Here is a 16,019-nt window from a genome sequence, read left to right as displayed (position 1 = left end):
ACTAGAAGAAAAAGGAGGAAATACGATGACAGATAAAATACTACCTAGTGAATCCCAGTCCTATTGGCGTGCATCAACAGATTTTCCAACGTTTCAGAAATTAAGTGAAGATGTCGAAACGGATGTCGTTATTATAGGAGCAGGACTTACAGGGATAACTACAGCCTATATGCTGAGTACAAGTGGACAAAAAGTGATGGTAGTAGAAGGAAGTAGAATATTAGAGGGGACAACTGGTTTCACAACGGCAAAAGTGACAGCGCAGCATGGTCCCATTTATCAACAACTGATCGCTACATTTGGAGAAGTAAGTGCAAGACTATATTACGAAGCAAACATAGGCGCCAAAAATTTTATGGAAAAAACGGCCGAAGAATTAGGAATCAATTGTGATTTCGAAAAAGTAGATGCTTTTTTATATGCGGATACAGAAGACGGGGTCGATATTATACAAAAAGAAATGAAAGCCTACCAAAGGATTGGAATAGAAGGGGCTACACTCACAAAAGAGACAGGCCTTCCGTATAAAGTAAAAGAATCATTGAAACTAGAAAACCAAGCACAATTTCATCCACTAAAATATGCAACAGGTCTCATGAAGAAAGCAATCGAAAATGGTGTGCAGTTTTACGAGCAATCTCGGGCAAAATCCATTCATTCAACGAATATTGTGGAGATGGTAGATGGGCATGAAATACGTGCGAAGAAAATACTCGTTTGCAGTCATTTTCCGTTTAATGACGAAGACGGGTTATACTTTACAAGAATGTATGCAGAAAGATCTTATGTTGTGGCTGCCCTTGCGGAAGCAAATTATCCAAAAGGAATATACATTAATGTAGAAAAACCAACAAGATCCATTCGAACCGCACAAGGAATGGACGGGAAAAGATACTTATTGCTGGGTGGAGAGGGACACACTACCGGAAGATTTCAAGGCGACATGACTTCAAACTATGAAACGTTGGCCGCATTTGGACGGGAACAATTCAACGTCAAACAGTATGCCTATCGTTGGTCTGCTCAAGATTTAGTCACACTCGATCAGTTACCCTACGTTGGATCCATGACTTCCGGGTTGCAAGATGTGTTAGTCGCGACGGGCTATGCAAAGTGGGGAATGACTAATAGTACAGTAGCTGCTAGAATAATGGCTGATAATGTCCTTGGAAAAGAAAATCGTTTTGCAAATCTTTATAACCCGATCCGATCGAAAATGAAAAAAGAAGATATCAAAAGTTTCGCAAAGTTTAACGCAAGCGTTGCAAAAGAACTCGTCAAAGGAAAGACCGAAAAAATTGACGTCCTCTTTAAAGATTTAGAACTTGGAAAAGGGGATATTGTAAATCTTGATGGCAAAAAAGTCGGTGCATTTAAAGACTTGACAGGTAAAGTATACTTAGTAAAACCAGTGTGTACACATCTTGGTTGCGATGTCGTATTCAACGCCGCCGAATGCTCGTGGGATTGTCCATGTCATGGATCTAGATACACTTTTACCGGAGAAGTGTTGGAAGGACCAGCGTATGAGCCGTTGGAGAAAATAGAATATGTGGAATGAGAAGAGCTTAGAGAGAAATCTCTAAGCTTTTTTTAGTTATAAATTCAGGTAAAAGTATAAGTCGAATGATTCCTTAGGGAAGCGATAATACAAGAGCAATTACTACTGATACGAGTACTACCCCCAATGCAATAAGGAAAAAACAATCGTGCAATGAAATCTGCACGATTGTTTTAAGAAGATATTGATTTTGTCTCACTTAAAGCACGTTTTTGTAAATCTAAAATAAGAGGATCGGAGGATGTTTCCAGTAAGATTGCTTGTTTTTGCTGCAAGTCTAGTCGCATCTTTTCTGTTTCTATTAAAAATGTATTATATTTGAGTTTTTCTAGCTCGATTTCATCTTTTACAATTTGTGCCCTCATTTTATGTGATTTTCGTAAATGAGTCGTCCATATTGCAGAAAGTGGTATAGAAAAAATCATTACTACAGCTACTAACCCTACAAGTTCTCCCATCTAAAATCCCTCCTAATGTATTTTCTTAAGTATATACGAAATTAATAGAGTATAGTTTCAAAATTGAAAAAACTACTCTAAATAATTTCAGAGTAGTTGTTGTTGGAAAAGCAGATTATTTATTCAAATAAGCCCAAGCATACTGTGCATACAATTCTGCACCAGTAACAAGTGCATCTTCGTCGATATCGAAATTTCCGTGATGATGAGCCCATTCGGTATCTTTTTCCGGATTTCCACTTCCGACAAGGGCAAAGCTTCCAGGAGCTTTTGTTAAGAAAGCAGAGAAATCTTCACCACCCATAGTAGGTTTTTCGTTAAAGATTACATCCGATCCAAATGCTTCCACAGCAACTTGTTGAACAAGTTTTGAGCTTTCTTCATCATTGTCAACTGCATCTGTACCGCGAATATATTCCACTTCTGCAGAAGCACCGTAAACTGTAGCAATGCTATCGGCATATTCCGTAATACTTTTTTCAATATGATCTCGTGTATCGGGATGGAACGTACGAACGGTTCCTTCGATTTCCGCATTTTCCGCAATTACATTGAATCTTGTTCCAACCACCATTTTCCCAACAGTAAGAACAGCAGGACTTTGTGGATCAATTGTTCTAGAAATAACGGTTTGCACATTCATAACGAAAGAAGAAGCAACGATTGCTGTATCGATACAAGCCTCTGGAATAGCACCATGTCCACCGCGTCCTTTGAACTTCACTTTGAAAATATCCGCAGCAGCAAATGATGGTCCCGGCGTACAGGAAACTTTATGAGTTGGCATCTGAGACCAAATGTGAATGCCGAATACATTGTCCACACCATTCATTGCACCTTGGGCTACCATTGCTTTTGCACCTGCAGCAGCTTCTTCAGCTGGTTGGAATAGGAGACGCACATTACCTGGGAGTTGATCTTTTATTTCGGATAATGCTTTTGCTGCAATTAGTAACATGGAAGTATGCGCATCATGTCCACATGCATGCATTTTTCCTTCTTCTTTAGATGCATAAGGCACATGCGTATTAAGTTGTTGAACAGGAAGTGCATCCATATCTCCACGAAGTGCAACCGTTTTGCCTCCAGGTGCTCCTTGGATTTCAGCGATAACCCCTGTAGGTTCAGTTTTTCGGTATGAAATGCCAAGGTTATCTAAGTACTCGCAAATAAATGCTGTCGTTTTGAATTCTTCAAAAGATAGCTCTGGTTCGCTATGTAGTTTACGACGTAGTGCGGTTAACTCTTCCTTATTAGTTGTAACCGATTGTTTAATAGTTTGATTTATCATTGTTCATTTTCCTCCTAGTTTTTATAAGAACCCTACAAATATACCAGCTAGAACAACAGAAACGATTGTTACACTGATGAATCCACCAACGAGCATAGATGGAAGCATTTGATCCGTTAATACTTTTCGTTCTTTCTCATCTTGCGTTAAGGAATTAATAACCTCATTTGTAATGATGTAATCAGCAGGGAATCCGTAAAGAGCAGTTAAAGAAATAGCAAATGCCATATGTTTACTGACTTTTAGAACTTTCCCAATGATTAAAGAGAAAATATACATTCCGATAACACCTAAAATAATTGTTCCAATAAGTGGATATAAAATTTCCATAATCATCGACGGGGTCGCTTTTTTCAACGCATCGAAAACAAACAACATTAAAACCATAATACATAAGCCAAAACCATTTGCTTTTTGTAATACTTGGCGTTCTAAGAAGCCAACACTGGCAGCAATTATACCGAACAATAAACAAAGAACATATGGGCTAATCGTTACGATTGGTGCTAGTAATGTAGAAACGAGATACGCAAGGTAACCAACTAGAGCGAGACGGAAAAACTTGAAATAACTTGTGTTATATTTAGCTGGCATTTTGCGGAACATTTTAAGTTCTTCTTCAGGTTCTTCCGAAGAAGTAGTAGCTTGTCCAGTTGGAATTAATTCACCTTTGCGGAACTTCTCAAGCAGCATTTTCCCTTCTTTTTTTAGTGCAATGGAAGTTAAAGGATACCCGGCGAACCCTTGCATAACATAAATAACAATGGCGAATACAGACAATGTAGTAAGCCCTGCATTTGCTGCACCATCAGACATGATTAGTGCGGAAACTAATCCACCAACAAGAGGAGGAATTGCGACAACAACAGTTTGAAAACCAAAAAGGAATGTTCCAACTCCTAAAAGTGCGGCAATAATTCCTATAATCCCAGAGATAGATATTAAAATAGTTTTCCACTGTTCTTTTAATTGTTTAATAGAAAGTAACGTCCCCATGTTCGTAATGAGCAAGTAAATCATCATTACTGCAACAACTGGTGGTACCCCTGCAGTGGAAACAATTTCTGTTGGAAAGAAAGTCCAATAACCTATTATGAAAAGGACAGCAGATACAAAAACAGATGGTATCCAAGCCTTTGTACGAGTAGAAACAAAATCTCCGATAAAAAGAATCGCAATAACAATAACTAACGCAAGCATTTGTGGCATAATAATCTTTCCTTTCTGACAATAGCGAATAATCCATATAGTAACACGACTTTCATAAAATATAAAGTATATAATATATTTCAGAATAATTAGTTTTATGTAAGTAGAAATGTAAGTGCTTTCGTTTTGAGTGAATTTATTTTTGACAATAAAAAAAGCTGTCCTGAAAAATCAGGATAGCTCTAAGAGGATACAAATTATTAAGCTGGGTTTAATTCAAGTTCAACAAAGATTTTGATGTCTTCGCCAACAAGAACGCCACCAGTTTCAAGGGCTTGGTTCCAAACTAAGCCAAATTCTTTACGATTTAATTTTGTTTCAGCAGAGAATGCTACCACTTCTTGGCCCCATGGATTAGTACCTTTACCGCCGTATTCTACTTCGAAAGTTACAGGTTTTGTTACGTCCTTAATTGTGATATCACCAGTTACATCATATTCGCCGTTGTCTGTTTTTTTTATGTCAGTAGCAACGAATTTTATGCTCGGGAAAGTTTCTGTGTCAAAGAAGTCAGCAGAGCGTAAGTGGTTATCGCGATCTTCGCTGTTTGTAGTAATTGATTTTACATCGATATCAAAGCTAATAGTAGCCCCGCTTAAGTCTTCGGCATTACCTTCTAAATTAGCTGTAAAGTTTGTAAAAGACCCTTTTACTTTTGAAACCATCATGTGTTTTACAGAAAAATCGATACTAGAGTGAGCAGCGTCAAGATTAAATTTTGTCATTTTTAATTTCCTCCTAAAAAAAGTTTTGTTTTTAAAAGTATAGTACATATTAATCTCGAAATCAAGATATTTTAATTCAAAGTAAATGAGGGATTCTTCATTAATTATTACCCTTTTCTAAAAAGTAATAACATAAATTACTTTATGTAACCAACTATATATTTATAACATGCTTACGTCAAGTAATTAAATTACTTTGGTTTTACAAAACGATTTTAAGGGAATATAATAGAACGAAATAGAGGTGAATCAAATGAAAGAAATGTTATTATGCCCACGTTTAGCAAAGGCAATGGAATTGATCGGAAAAAGGTGGACAGCATTAATTATTTATCAATTAATGGACGGATCGAAACGATTTAATGAAATTGAGTCGTCTCTACCTATTAGTGGTCGATTACTTTCAGAACGTTTAAAAGAGCTTGAAAAAGAAGGTATAGTAGATAGAAACGTTTTTTCAGAAGTCCCAGTGAGAGTGGAATACAACTTGACAGACAAGGGTCATGCGCTAAAAGATGTAGTTGGTGGAATTGAATCTTGGTCTAAAGAATGGTTGTAACAATTTAACTTGATAAATTAGGTGCAAGAACGCATACTATGTATGGATACAAGGTTAATGGAGAAAGGATTGTCACTTTTTGACTAAACAACAATGGTTTCAAGATTTAATTACTCAGTTAGATCCTAGCAATGTAAAAATAGATGAAGCACTAAACTTGCATACAATGACACGCATGGGTGGAATTGCAGACTTATTTGTTACGCCTGAAACGGAAGACCAAACGGCTTTCGTCGTGCAATATACGTATGAAAATGACATTCCGTTATTGCTATTAGGAAATGGCTCTAATATGGTCGTTCGAGATGGTGGCGTTCGTGGTATCGTACTTCGCTTAGAAAACCTAAATAAAATCACTATAGTTGGCAACAAAGTAATTGCTGAAAGTGGAGCAGATATTATCGATGTTTCAAGAGCTGTAGCAACGGAATCCTTAACAGGCTTAGAGTTTGCTTGTGGAATCCCTGGATCTATCGGTGGTGCAATGGCCATGAACGCGGGTGCATATGGTGGAGAAGTGCAGGATGTAATCGTTCAATGTACTGTGCTTACACCGAGTGGTGAAAAGCTCGTTCTTTCCAAGGAAGCATTAGAACTTGGCTATCGAAAGAGTGTTATTACAAAAAAAGGTTATTATGTTCTTTCTGCAGAGTTTGAATTGCAACCGGGTAATCAAGAAGAGATTGATGCGAAAATTGCGGATTTAACATTTCAACGCGAATCCAAGCAACCATTAGAATACCCTTCTGCAGGCAGTGTATTCAAACGCCCGCCTGGTTATTTTGCAGGGAAATTAATCCAAGATAGCGGATTGCAAGGAAAAGGTTTTGGAGGAGCGGAAGTTTCAACGAAACATGCGGGATTTATTGTCAATAAAAACAATGCAACTGCTACTGATTATATAAGTACGATTGAAATGGTGAAAAAAGCAGTGAAAGAAAACTTCGATGTTGAGCTAGAATTAGAAGTGAAAATTGTTGGTGAGAATCAATCATAATATATTAAAAGACCTCTGAATATATTAGTATTCAGAGGTCTTTTTTATGCTCGTCTTTCCACTAAAACGTATATTGTCAATTAGTGTTAAGAACTAGGAGGGGGTATGATTGTGGAAAAAGGTTGGAAAATAGTCGCTTGGGTTTTGGGGATTATCCTTTCGATATGTGTTGTTGCGGTTGTTGGTTTGAATATGTATTTATCTAGCTCAAAGCCAATCATCAAGGGAAGTCTTACTTTAAGTGCACTAGATGCGGATGTGAAAGTTGTCCGGGATGGGTTTGGGGTGCCTCATATTAAAGCTACATCAGATGCAGATTTATATCGTGCACAAGGGTTTGTACAAGCGCAAGACAGGCTTTTTCAAATGGATTTAGCTAGAAGACAAGCGAGTGGACGATTATCGGAAGTTGTAGGTGAAGCGGCAGTAAATACGGATAAGTTTTTCCGGACATTTAGCTTGAGAGATGCTGCTGAAAAGTCCTATGATGGTTATGATGCAGAGGCAAAAGATGTATTGAAGTGGTATACAGAAGGAGTAAATGAATTTATTTCGTTTGCCAAAACGGATAACAAGCTAAGCTATGAATTTAAACTGCTTGGATATGAACCCGAAGAGTGGACACCCATTGATTCATTAACGATAGGTAAATACATGGCGTATGATTTAGGTGGTAACTGGTCTTCACTAGCAGTAAGGCACTGGGCTTTAAGTGAATTTGGGGAAGATAAAGCGAAGGAATTATTCATCAATTATCCTGAAGGTGCACCAGCCATAATGGAAGCTAATTTAAGTAAACCCGTAAATGTAAGTGGCTACTTTGATGCTTCCACTTTGCCAAATGAGTTTAATTGAAGTAATAACTGGGTCGTAAGTGGTGATAAGACGGAAAACGGACTGCCTCTCCTAGCAGATGATCCGCATTTAGGGTTGAGTACACCATCTATTTGGTATCAAATGCATTTGGAGTCTCCAAAACAAAATGTAAGTGGCGTTATTTTCGCTGGTATTCCAGGGATTATTTTAGGACATAACGAAGATGTTGCATGGGGTGTGACGAATGTTGGCCCTGATGTACAGGATTTATATATAGAAACGCCAAATCCTGACGACCGTACACAGTTTTTGTATGAAGGCAAATGGGAGCAAGCTGAAGTACGGAATGAAACCATTAAAGTAAAAGGGCAAGAGGATGTTCCCTTCAATGTAGTGGTCACCCGTCATGGTCCAATTATTTCAGATGTTTTATTTAAGAAAGAAAAAGCCTCAGCCTTGTTTTCCATGCAGTGGACTGCACTTGAGCCAACCCTTGAGTTGCAAGCCATTTTGGAAATGAATAAAGCGTCGAACTGGGATGAATTTGAAACTGCTTTAGAAGATTTCCATGCACCTGCACAAAACTTTGTGTTTGCAGCAAAAGATGGAACGATTGCATATAAAGCGAACGGCCGAATACCCATTCGCAAGTCGGGTGATGGACAATTGCCTGTACCAGGCGATTCGGCAGAATATGGCTGGGCAGGCTATGTTCCGTATAACGAACTGCCAACTGTTGTGAATCCAAAGGAAGGGTTTATCGCTACTGCGAATAATCAAGTGATAGATGATTCATACCCATATCATATTACCGACTTTTGGGCGCAATCTTACCGATATGAACGAATTGCGGAAGTGTTAGACAGTAAATCTAATTTAACAAAAGAAGATATGATGAACCTACAAATGGATCAAACGAATTTATATGCAAGAGAGTTTTTAACAGAAATGCTCAGTTCCGTGGAAAAGTTTGATAGTAACGGTGAGTATGAAAGTATCATAGCTTTATTGACAGATTGGGATCAAGTGGATGATAAAGACCAAGCAGCTCCTCTCGTATTCCACAGGTGGATAAAAGAGTTGCCGAAAATCTTGTTGGAGGATGAGATGCCGGAAGATGTTTATGATATGCTGCCGGGTAAGGGGAATATTTCCGATCAGTTTCTTCGAAAAGGCTACAAAAATGAAGCAAGTACTTGGCTGGATGAATATGGTGGAGTGGACAAATGGGTGTACGACTCCTTCATGATAGCGGTCGCAGATATAAAAGACGAATTTGGAGCGAATGAAAAAAAGTGGAAATGGGGAGATTTTCACCAACTTACATTTGATCATCCATTATCTGGAGCATCACCAATTTTGGCATATGTATTAAATCCAAAATCTGTCCCCATTGGTGGATCAAATATTACCGTTCAAGCAGCTGCTTTTGGAGACGATGGTAGAGTAGATCACGGAGCATCGTGGCGATTTGTTGCGGATCTGTCTGATTTATCGAAAGCGTATCATATTGTTGGACCTGGTCAAAGTGGACATGTGAAATCGAAATGGTACCACGATCAAGTGATAGACTGGGCAGAAGGTAATTATCATACGACCGTTATGGATGGTGCAATAAACGATGGGACTGAATTAATATTAAAAGCGGAATAAGTTTCAAAATGAGCGACCACTTTATTTAGAAGTGGTTGTTTTTGTGCTGAGAAAGTGCCATCCGGTCAGAAAATTTTCTGTTCTGCTAAAAATGATGTATAAAAAATTCATTCAAATATTGGTTTGAATGTCCTTGCGTTTTGAATAGTTTGAACATATAATGGGGTTAACAATCAAACGATCATTTGAATGAGGTGAGAAAGTGCAGACGAAGGATATATGTGAAGTAACGAAAGTGCACGAAGGCGTTGTACTTTCCGTAAAAAAGAAACTACCAGATGTTACGAAGGTAGCACTGATCTTTAAAGCATTAGCAGATGAAACAAGATTAAAAATTGCGTATGCGCTTACAATTGAAAAAGAGCTTTGTGTGTGTGATGTGAGTGAAATTATTGAATCTTCTACAGCAACCGCATCGCATCATTTACGATTTTTACGAGAATTATCTCTTGCAAAATCACGTCGCAAAGGAAAATTAGTTTATTATTCATTAGCGGATCATCATGTAAACGAGTTAGTTAAAATTGCGTATGAACATGCAGTAGAAGAGGGTGAAAAGATTGGACAAAACAGCCAAAAAAGAATATCGACTTGAAAATTTAACGTGTGCCAACTGTGCGATGAAATTTGAAAACAATATAAAAAGTTTACCTGAAGTAAAGGGTGCAAATGTGAATTTCGGGGCGTCCAAAGTTTCAGTCATTGGAAACGCCACAATAGAGGAAATTGAAAAGGCAGGAGCATTTGATGGCATTAAAGTGGTGCCGTATAAACAACGTCAACAAGAAAAGATTCCTTTTTTCAAGAGAAAAGAAAATGTGTTAACAGCTATTTCTTTTGTTTTTTTAGTAATTGGAATTATCGCATCCTATTTATATGAAGAAACGAATCCAGTAGCGATTGGTTTATTCATTATTTCCATCGTTGTTGGTGGTTTCAATCTATTTAAAGGTGGACTGATCAACCTATCTCGTTTTTATTTTGATATGAAGACACTTATGACGATTGCCATTATTGGAGCAGCAATCATCGGCGAATGGCGCGAAGGTGCAGTTGTTGTCTTTTTATTTGCAGTGAGTGAAGCTTTAGAAGCGTACTCCATGAACAAAGCACGTCAATCCATCAGTCAGTTAATGGATATTGCTCCTCCGATTGCAACGATTCTTCGAGGAAACCAATTAGTAGAAGTAGATACTGAATTTATTCAAATAAATGACACGCTAATTGTGAAACCAGGGCAAAAAATTGCGATGGACGGAATTGTGTTAAAAGGGACTTCTGCTGTTAATCAAGCTTCTATTACAGGTGAAGCTATTCCAGCAATGAAAACTATTGGTGATGAGGTTTTTGCTGGAACATTAAATGAAGAAGGTTCTTTGGAGATAAAAGTAACAAAAAGAGTAGAAGACACTACGATTGCGAAGATTATTCATTTAGTAGAAGAAGCACAAGCAGAAAAAGCACCTTCGCAAAGATTCGTCGATAAGTTTGCAAAGTATTATACGCCTGCAATTATTGCAATTGCATTTTTAGTAGCCCTCGTTCCTCCGTTGTTCGGTGCAGATTGGCACTTATGGATTTATCAAGGACTTGCAGTACTAGTTGTAGGCTGCCCGTGTGCTTTAGTTGTATCTACTCCAGTAGCAATCGTGACAGCTATTGGAAATGCTGCTAAGCAAGGTGTCCTCATTAAAGGTGGCATTCACTTAGAAGAAATTGGTCGACTACAAGCAATTGCTTTTGATAAAACTGGTACGCTAACAAAAGGTTATCCGGAAGTTACACTTGTGGAGTCCGAATCCACAAATGATTTCATTCAAAAAGTAATGTCCATTGAAACCTATTCACAGCATCCACTTGCACAAGCAATTGTGAAATATGGATCGAAAGAACGTATACATGCTATAGAAATAGATGGATTTCAATCCGTTACTGGTAAAGGAGCAGAAGGGATTATCAAAGGTAAAAAGTGGTCGGTAGGCAGTGTTTCTTGGATTACTTCTTTAAGCGTCGTTTCGAATGAACTGATTGAAAAAATTGAACTACTGCAATCAGAAGGAAATACAGTGATGCTTGCTGCAGAAGAAGGCGTTTATAAAGGGTTTATAGCTGTGACAGATCCAATTCGTTCAACGAGCGGTAAAGTATTACAAGATCTTAAAAATGCGGGTATTAAACACACCGTCATGCTTACCGGAGACGACGCACGAACTGCACATGCCATTGCGGCTAAACTAGGAATGACAGATGTAGAAGCAGGGTTAATGCCCGAACAAAAACTTTCGGCCATTAAAGTGTTGAAAGAAAAATATGGTGCTGTTGCAATGGTGGGAGACGGAGTGAATGATGCACCGGCACTTGCTGCATCCACTGTTGGAATCGCAATGGGTGGAGCAGGAACGGACGCTGCACTGGAAACTGCAGATGTTGCATTGATGGCAGATGATTTAGAGAAACTTCCATATACGATTCGTTTAAGTCGAAAAGCATTGCATATTATTAAAGAAAATATTATGTTTGCATTAGGGTTAAAGATTATCGCACTTTTACTCATCATTCCAGGTTGGTTAACATTATGGATTGCCATATTTGCAGATATGGGAGCAACATTACTAGTAGTGCTGAATTCTTTACGGCTAATAAAGGGGAATAAGTAGTACGTTAGGAGGGTGAAAAATGAAGCTTACAGAATGGACGATGGAAGAGCAGGAACAGCTAATTCATTTCATGACGACAAATACATGGCCATATCATGGGAATTCGCATCCAGCTAGAGAACTAATCGAGAAGACAATTGACGAAGGCGGATATCAATCGGACGAAGTGAAGACGTTTTGGGTTGAAAATGAAGAGAATGAGCAGATTGGAATCGTCAAAATTTACGATTTACAAGATGAGATTCCTTTATTTGATTTACGAATTGCAGATGAAGCGCGTGGAAGAGGTTATGGTCCGCGTGCTTTGAAAATGGTTGCAGAATACGTATTCCGATTACCTGAAGTGAAAATTCGCTTAGAAGGCCATACGAGACAGGATAATTTTGCGATGCGAAAAACGTTTGAACGTGCAGGCTTTGTAAAAGAAGCCCAGTTACGTCAAGCATGGTTTTCTCCCAAAGAAGGTTCGTACTATGATGCAGTTACATATGGTATGACAAGAGATGATTTTTTAAAGGGGACAGCTACTCCTGTTAATTGGGATGATGATTTCAGTAAAAAAGCAAAGAACGAGGAGCTAAACTCTTTTTCGGAGGAATTTTATACAGAACGTCTTCTTATTCGAGCACCGAGGTTAGAGGATGCACCAGAAGTATGGAAAGCGATTATCCAGTCCCATGAGTCGTTGAAAGAGTGGATGCCATTTGCACAAAATAAACAAACATTAGAAGAAACAACAACTAATTTGAGACAATCTATCGCTAATTTCGTTACGCGAAAGGATTTAAGACTTCACTTATTTTTAAAAGAAACAGGTGAATTTGTAGGTTCTTCTGGATTGCATCGGATAGATTGGAATGTTCGGAAATTTGAAATTGGCTATTGGATTGATAACAAGTTTGAGGGCAAAGGTTTAATGACGGAAGCATGCGAACGTATTACGCAATTTGCTTTTGATGAGTTACATGCAAATCGAGTGGAAATTCGTTGTGGTAGTGAAAATGTAAGAAGTCGCTCCGTAGCGGAAAGACTTGGCTATTTAATGGAGGGTATACTTCATAAAGATTCTCTATCAGCTGATGGAAAAAAATTACGGGATACATGTATTTATGCAAAAATAAAATGAGGGGTTGCTTATTAGGCAACCCCTCATTTTAGATCGATCGTCTTCCGGTAACAAGTTGAATGATAAAAATAATCAAGGCAATAACTAGTAATGCGTGAATAAGGCCTCCACCAATTTTTAATACTAAACCGAGTAACCAAAATACGATTAGTATAACGATAATGACCCATAAAATTTTCCCCATCTAATATCATCCTTTCTTAACGATCATGTGGTTATTAAAGTTTTACCCTTTAAGATAAAGTATTAAACATAAAGTTACTTTTTACGAAGGAAGAGATAAAATTGCTTACAAATGTTATGGAAGAAATTGTGCGAAGTATTGTGACAATGCTTATGAGAGGTACCGAATATCAAACTTTTTGTAAATGTGCACAATGTGAAATGGATATTATTGCTTTGAGTCTAAATACACTACCTGCACATTATGTAACTACAGAACAAGGAAGAAATTCGGTTTTTGAGCGAATGAATTCACGGGAAAATTTAGAGTGGATTAATAAGAGAATCATACAATCTATACATGTTATAGGAAAGTATCCCCATCGTAACTAAGCCCGCAATTAATATTCTCCTTAAGTCAAGGGTACCAGCTTTAATGTTGCTGAGTACACTTTTGTTTTTTTATAGACGCCGCCGCGATAAAACCCAGCATGTTCTTTAACTGGTTTATTTTTACTTTTATAGTCCGCAGTATACATGAATCGGTGGGTGCGTGATTAGAGTAGGTAGTACTAGAAAAAAATGGATAGTATCCATTGATAAAGAAGCGCTGAGCGGACGGAATTGCATCTTCGTCCGCTCTTAAAAGAATAGGAAAGAATTTACTCTCTCATTAACCAAACCTTACGCACTTGGTCTCTACAAATTTCAAGAAGGCGACGGACAAACATCCGCCACAAGATTATCGAAAAAAAGTGGATCGTGAAGTGACGCAGTCACTTCACGATCCACAAAAATTCCAACGATAATAGTGTAGTTGATGTCTCGTCCAAAGCACTCTGGGAATTGAAAAGACAAGATGCACTTAAAGGACGCTTGGATTTTTCTTAGTTATAATTTAAATTGTTTCACTAATGTTTGTAAGTCTTCCGCCATGGTAGATAAAGAAGAGGCGGATGTGGAGATTTCCTCCATGGAAGCAAGCTGTTCTTCAGAAGCGGAAGCCACATTTTGTGTGTTGGACGCAGAAAGTTGAGCAATACTAGCCATTTCTTCAAGAGAAGCATTTACTTCTTCCGCACTTGCTGACATCTCCTCAGAAATAGCGGATACTTCTTGAATTTGGGAAGTTACTTGTTCTATCGATGTTAATATTTTTTCAAAGCCGGCTCCAGCCTCCTGAACGACCGTCATACCAGATGCCACTTCTTTAGTTCCAACTTCCATTACATTTACTGCTCGGCCGGTGTCAACTTGTATTTGATTGATTAAGTCCGCTATTTGATCAGCAGATTCCTTCGACTGCTCTGCAAGCTTTCGCACTTCATCTGCTACAACTGCAAACCCTTTACCATGTTCGCCGGCACGGGCAGCCTCAATTGCGGCATTTAATGCCAACAAGTTAGTTTGATCTGCTATTCCAGTAATTACTCCAATAATATTTCCGATTTCCTGTGATAATCCCCCTAACTTTCTAATAACAGAAGCGGAGTCTTCAACAGATAGATTGATGGTGTTCATTTGTTGTATTACTTTTTGTAGCAATTCATTGCCAAGATGAGCTTCTTTGCTAGTTTCAATTGCTGATTCTGAAACGGTAGAAGACGTTTCGGCTACTTGCTGAATTCCGATTGTCATTTCTTGCATGGCAGTGGAGCATTCATTTGCACCTAGCACTTGTGTCTCAGCACCACTTGCAATATCTTGAATAGATGTTGCGATCTGATTAGTCGCTTGTGTTGTTTGCTCGGCACTCGCAGTCAATTCTTCCGCAGAGGATGCCACATGAATAGAGTTTAGGCTAACTTGTTCAATTACCATTCGAAGGTTTTTCGCCATATCATTAAAGGAATGAACTAACTCGCCAATTTCGTCTTTGTTTTTTACATTTACTTCATTAACAGAAAGATCTCCTTCGGCCAATTTTTTTGCTGAATTTGCTAAGGCTATAATTGGTTTGGAAATAACACGTCCCATGAAAAGGGCGATGAGTATTCCTACTAATATTGCAATGACACCTAAGGTTAAAGCCAATGTTTTCGTTTTTTGAATGAATGACGTATTCTCTGAACTTCCAGCTGCTAATAAATTACTTTGAAAATCTGAAAGTATAGTCACTTTTTCATCAAGTCTTTTTACTATGTCTCTTCCCTCTGTGGAGATAAGGCTTACGTATTCACTAGTCTTATTTTGTTTTTTTAGTTGAAATACCTTTTCGGAGAATTTCCTATAATCATTCTCGACCTGGTTTATATCCTCTAACATTTTGATCGCTTCCGGTTTTTTAAACTTTGGTAGTAGTGACTCATAACTTTTCTTATAATCAGAAACTGCGTTAGAATAATCTTGAAAGGCTTTTTCATCCCCTACTACTAAATATCCTCGCATGGCTATCATTTCTTGTTTCGCAGCTATTTGTAGTTCTTTTATTTTTACAGCTTTCATTGCTTTATCTTCTAATAAATCTCTATACGAATTATCTACATCTGTAAGTTGGATAAAATTAATACCAACTATTATTGCTAAAATTAATAAAACAGCAATAAATCCACTTAATAGTTTCTTACTGATTGTCCATTTCACTAAAAACACCTCGATACTCTCATTATTTTTCAATACTGTTAAATTCCATACTATTTTTTAAAAGGTTATTTCATCTCCTTCAGATTATTAAAGATGTGCTACTAAATGTAAGGTTGTGTAATGTCTAAGATGGATGGAGTAAGGTAATCTAATTTCTTTAAACTAGAACCAACAAACTATTACACTAAAACTTGCGATGGTTATTAGGGTTTATGATGACCA

Annotated in this window: 13 protein-coding genes and 1 pseudogene; 8 read left to right on the top strand and 6 right to left on the bottom strand. The window is 37.9% G+C overall.

The annotated features are described in order from the left end of the window. The first annotated feature begins 25 nt into the window (after nucleotides 1-25). Nucleotides 26-1,561: an FAD-dependent oxidoreductase gene (locus tag ACEPXG_RS16840; RefSeq protein ID WP_391204910.1), complete on the top strand. Its 1,536-nt coding sequence runs from the start codon at nucleotides 26-28 to the stop codon at nucleotides 1,559-1,561. Nucleotides 1,562-1,734: 173 nt separating this feature from the next. Here the strand turns inward: ACEPXG_RS16840 and ACEPXG_RS16835 are convergent, their stop codons facing one another. The 4 genes from ACEPXG_RS16835 to ACEPXG_RS16820 all read right to left on the bottom strand — a co-directional run bounded on the left by ACEPXG_RS16835 (nucleotide 1,735) and on the right by ACEPXG_RS16820 (nucleotide 5,244). Beyond that, complete coding sequence (locus tag ACEPXG_RS16835) at nucleotides 1,735-2,019, bottom strand: hypothetical protein (protein WP_391204907.1); 285 nt, start codon at nucleotides 2,017-2,019, stop codon at nucleotides 1,735-1,737. Between the two features lie 115 nt (nucleotides 2,020-2,134). Next, nucleotides 2,135-3,307: an amidohydrolase gene (locus tag ACEPXG_RS16830; RefSeq protein ID WP_391209970.1), complete on the bottom strand. Its 1,173-nt coding sequence runs from the start codon at nucleotides 3,305-3,307 to the stop codon at nucleotides 2,135-2,137. A 24-nt stretch (nucleotides 3,308-3,331) separates the two neighbouring features. Continuing rightward, the gene (locus ACEPXG_RS16825; protein WP_391204905.1) at nucleotides 3,332-4,519 is read right to left on the bottom strand and encodes a hypothetical protein; all 1,188 of its coding nucleotides are present in this window, start codon (nucleotides 4,517-4,519) and stop codon (nucleotides 3,332-3,334) included. Nucleotides 4,520-4,719: 200 nt separating this feature from the next. Continuing rightward, nucleotides 4,720-5,244: a YceI family protein gene (locus ACEPXG_RS16820; RefSeq protein ID WP_391204902.1), complete on the bottom strand. Its 525-nt coding sequence runs from the start codon at nucleotides 5,242-5,244 to the stop codon at nucleotides 4,720-4,722. Nucleotides 5,245-5,497: 253 nt separating this feature from the next. On the opposite strand from ACEPXG_RS16820, the gene ACEPXG_RS16815 reads away from it, so the two are divergent. The 6 genes and pseudogenes from ACEPXG_RS16815 to ACEPXG_RS16790 all read left to right on the top strand — a co-directional run bounded on the left by ACEPXG_RS16815 (nucleotide 5,498) and on the right by ACEPXG_RS16790 (nucleotide 13,052). Then, entirely contained in the window at nucleotides 5,498-5,803 is a 306-nt protein-coding gene (locus ACEPXG_RS16815; RefSeq protein WP_391204900.1) for a winged helix-turn-helix transcriptional regulator, read from the top strand. A 79-nt stretch (nucleotides 5,804-5,882) separates the two neighbouring features. Further along, nucleotides 5,883-6,800 carry a UDP-N-acetylmuramate dehydrogenase gene (murB, locus tag ACEPXG_RS16810; protein ID WP_391204897.1) on the top strand — a complete coding sequence of 306 codons (918 nt, stop codon included), beginning with the start codon at nucleotides 5,883-5,885 and terminating at the stop codon, nucleotides 6,798-6,800. A 105-nt stretch (nucleotides 6,801-6,905) separates the two neighbouring features. Then, nucleotides 6,906-9,269, top strand: a pseudogene (locus ACEPXG_RS16805) (penicillin acylase family protein). A 202-nt stretch (nucleotides 9,270-9,471) separates the two neighbouring features. After that, nucleotides 9,472-9,864: an ArsR/SmtB family transcription factor gene (locus tag ACEPXG_RS16800; RefSeq protein WP_391204894.1), complete on the top strand. Its 393-nt coding sequence runs from the start codon at nucleotides 9,472-9,474 to the stop codon at nucleotides 9,862-9,864. A gap of 25 nt (nucleotides 9,865-9,889) precedes the next feature. Beyond that, nucleotides 9,890-11,926 (top strand): heavy metal translocating P-type ATPase, encoded by a 2,037-nt coding sequence (locus ACEPXG_RS16795; RefSeq protein WP_391209968.1) that lies wholly within the window; start codon nucleotides 9,890-9,892, stop codon nucleotides 11,924-11,926. A 19-nt stretch (nucleotides 11,927-11,945) separates the two neighbouring features. Then, nucleotides 11,946-13,052 carry a GNAT family N-acetyltransferase gene (locus tag ACEPXG_RS16790; protein WP_391204891.1) on the top strand — a complete coding sequence of 369 codons (1,107 nt, stop codon included), beginning with the start codon at nucleotides 11,946-11,948 and terminating at the stop codon, nucleotides 13,050-13,052. A gap of 28 nt (nucleotides 13,053-13,080) precedes the next feature. Here the strand turns inward: ACEPXG_RS16790 and ACEPXG_RS16785 are convergent, their stop codons facing one another. Further along, entirely contained in the window at nucleotides 13,081-13,236 is a 156-nt protein-coding gene (locus ACEPXG_RS16785; RefSeq protein ID WP_391204889.1) for a lmo0937 family membrane protein, read from the bottom strand. 101 nt (nucleotides 13,237-13,337) lie between these two features. Here ACEPXG_RS16785 and ACEPXG_RS16780 point away from each other — a divergent pair, with 101 nt between their 5' ends. Next, a complete protein-coding gene (locus tag ACEPXG_RS16780) occupies nucleotides 13,338-13,607 on the top strand; it encodes a late competence development ComFB family protein (RefSeq protein ID WP_391204887.1) in 270 nt (89 codons plus the stop codon). A 498-nt stretch (nucleotides 13,608-14,105) separates the two neighbouring features. Here ACEPXG_RS16780 and ACEPXG_RS16775 read toward each other — a convergent pair whose 3' ends face one another. Then, the gene (locus ACEPXG_RS16775) at nucleotides 14,106-15,797 is read right to left on the bottom strand and encodes a methyl-accepting chemotaxis protein (protein WP_391204884.1); all 1,692 of its coding nucleotides are present in this window, start codon (nucleotides 15,795-15,797) and stop codon (nucleotides 14,106-14,108) included. Nucleotides 15,798-16,019 lie beyond the last annotated feature (222 nt).

Source organism: Psychrobacillus sp. L4 (assembly GCF_042944905.1).
GTDB lineage: Bacteria > Bacillota > Bacilli > Bacillales_A > Planococcaceae > Psychrobacillus.
This window is presented reverse-complemented; position numbering and strand designations above follow the sequence as displayed.

Bases quoted from the DNA above. Each gene is read 5' to 3' on its own strand.
- ACEPXG_RS16840 (WP_391204910.1), top strand. From the start codon at position 26: ATGACAGATAAAATACTACCTAGTGAATCCCAGTCCTATTGGCGTGCA.
- ACEPXG_RS16835 (WP_391204907.1), bottom strand. From the start codon at position 2,019: ATGGGAGAACTTGTAGGGTTAGTAGCTGTAGTAATGATTTTTTCTATA.
- ACEPXG_RS16825 (WP_391204905.1), bottom strand. From the start codon at position 4,519: ATGCCACAAATGCTTGCGTTAGTTATTGTTATTGCGATTCTTTTTATC.
- ACEPXG_RS16820 (WP_391204902.1), bottom strand. From the start codon at position 5,244: ATGACAAAATTTAATCTTGACGCTGCTCACTCTAGTATCGATTTTTCT.
- ACEPXG_RS16815 (WP_391204900.1), top strand. From the start codon at position 5,498: ATGAAAGAAATGTTATTATGCCCACGTTTAGCAAAGGCAATGGAATTG.
- ACEPXG_RS16795 (WP_391209968.1), top strand. From the start codon at position 9,890: ATGAAATTTGAAAACAATATAAAAAGTTTACCTGAAGTAAAGGGTGCA.
- ACEPXG_RS16790 (WP_391204891.1), top strand. From the start codon at position 11,946: ATGAAGCTTACAGAATGGACGATGGAAGAGCAGGAACAGCTAATTCAT.
- ACEPXG_RS16785 (WP_391204889.1), bottom strand. From the start codon at position 13,236: ATGGGGAAAATTTTATGGGTCATTATCGTTATACTAATCGTATTTTGG.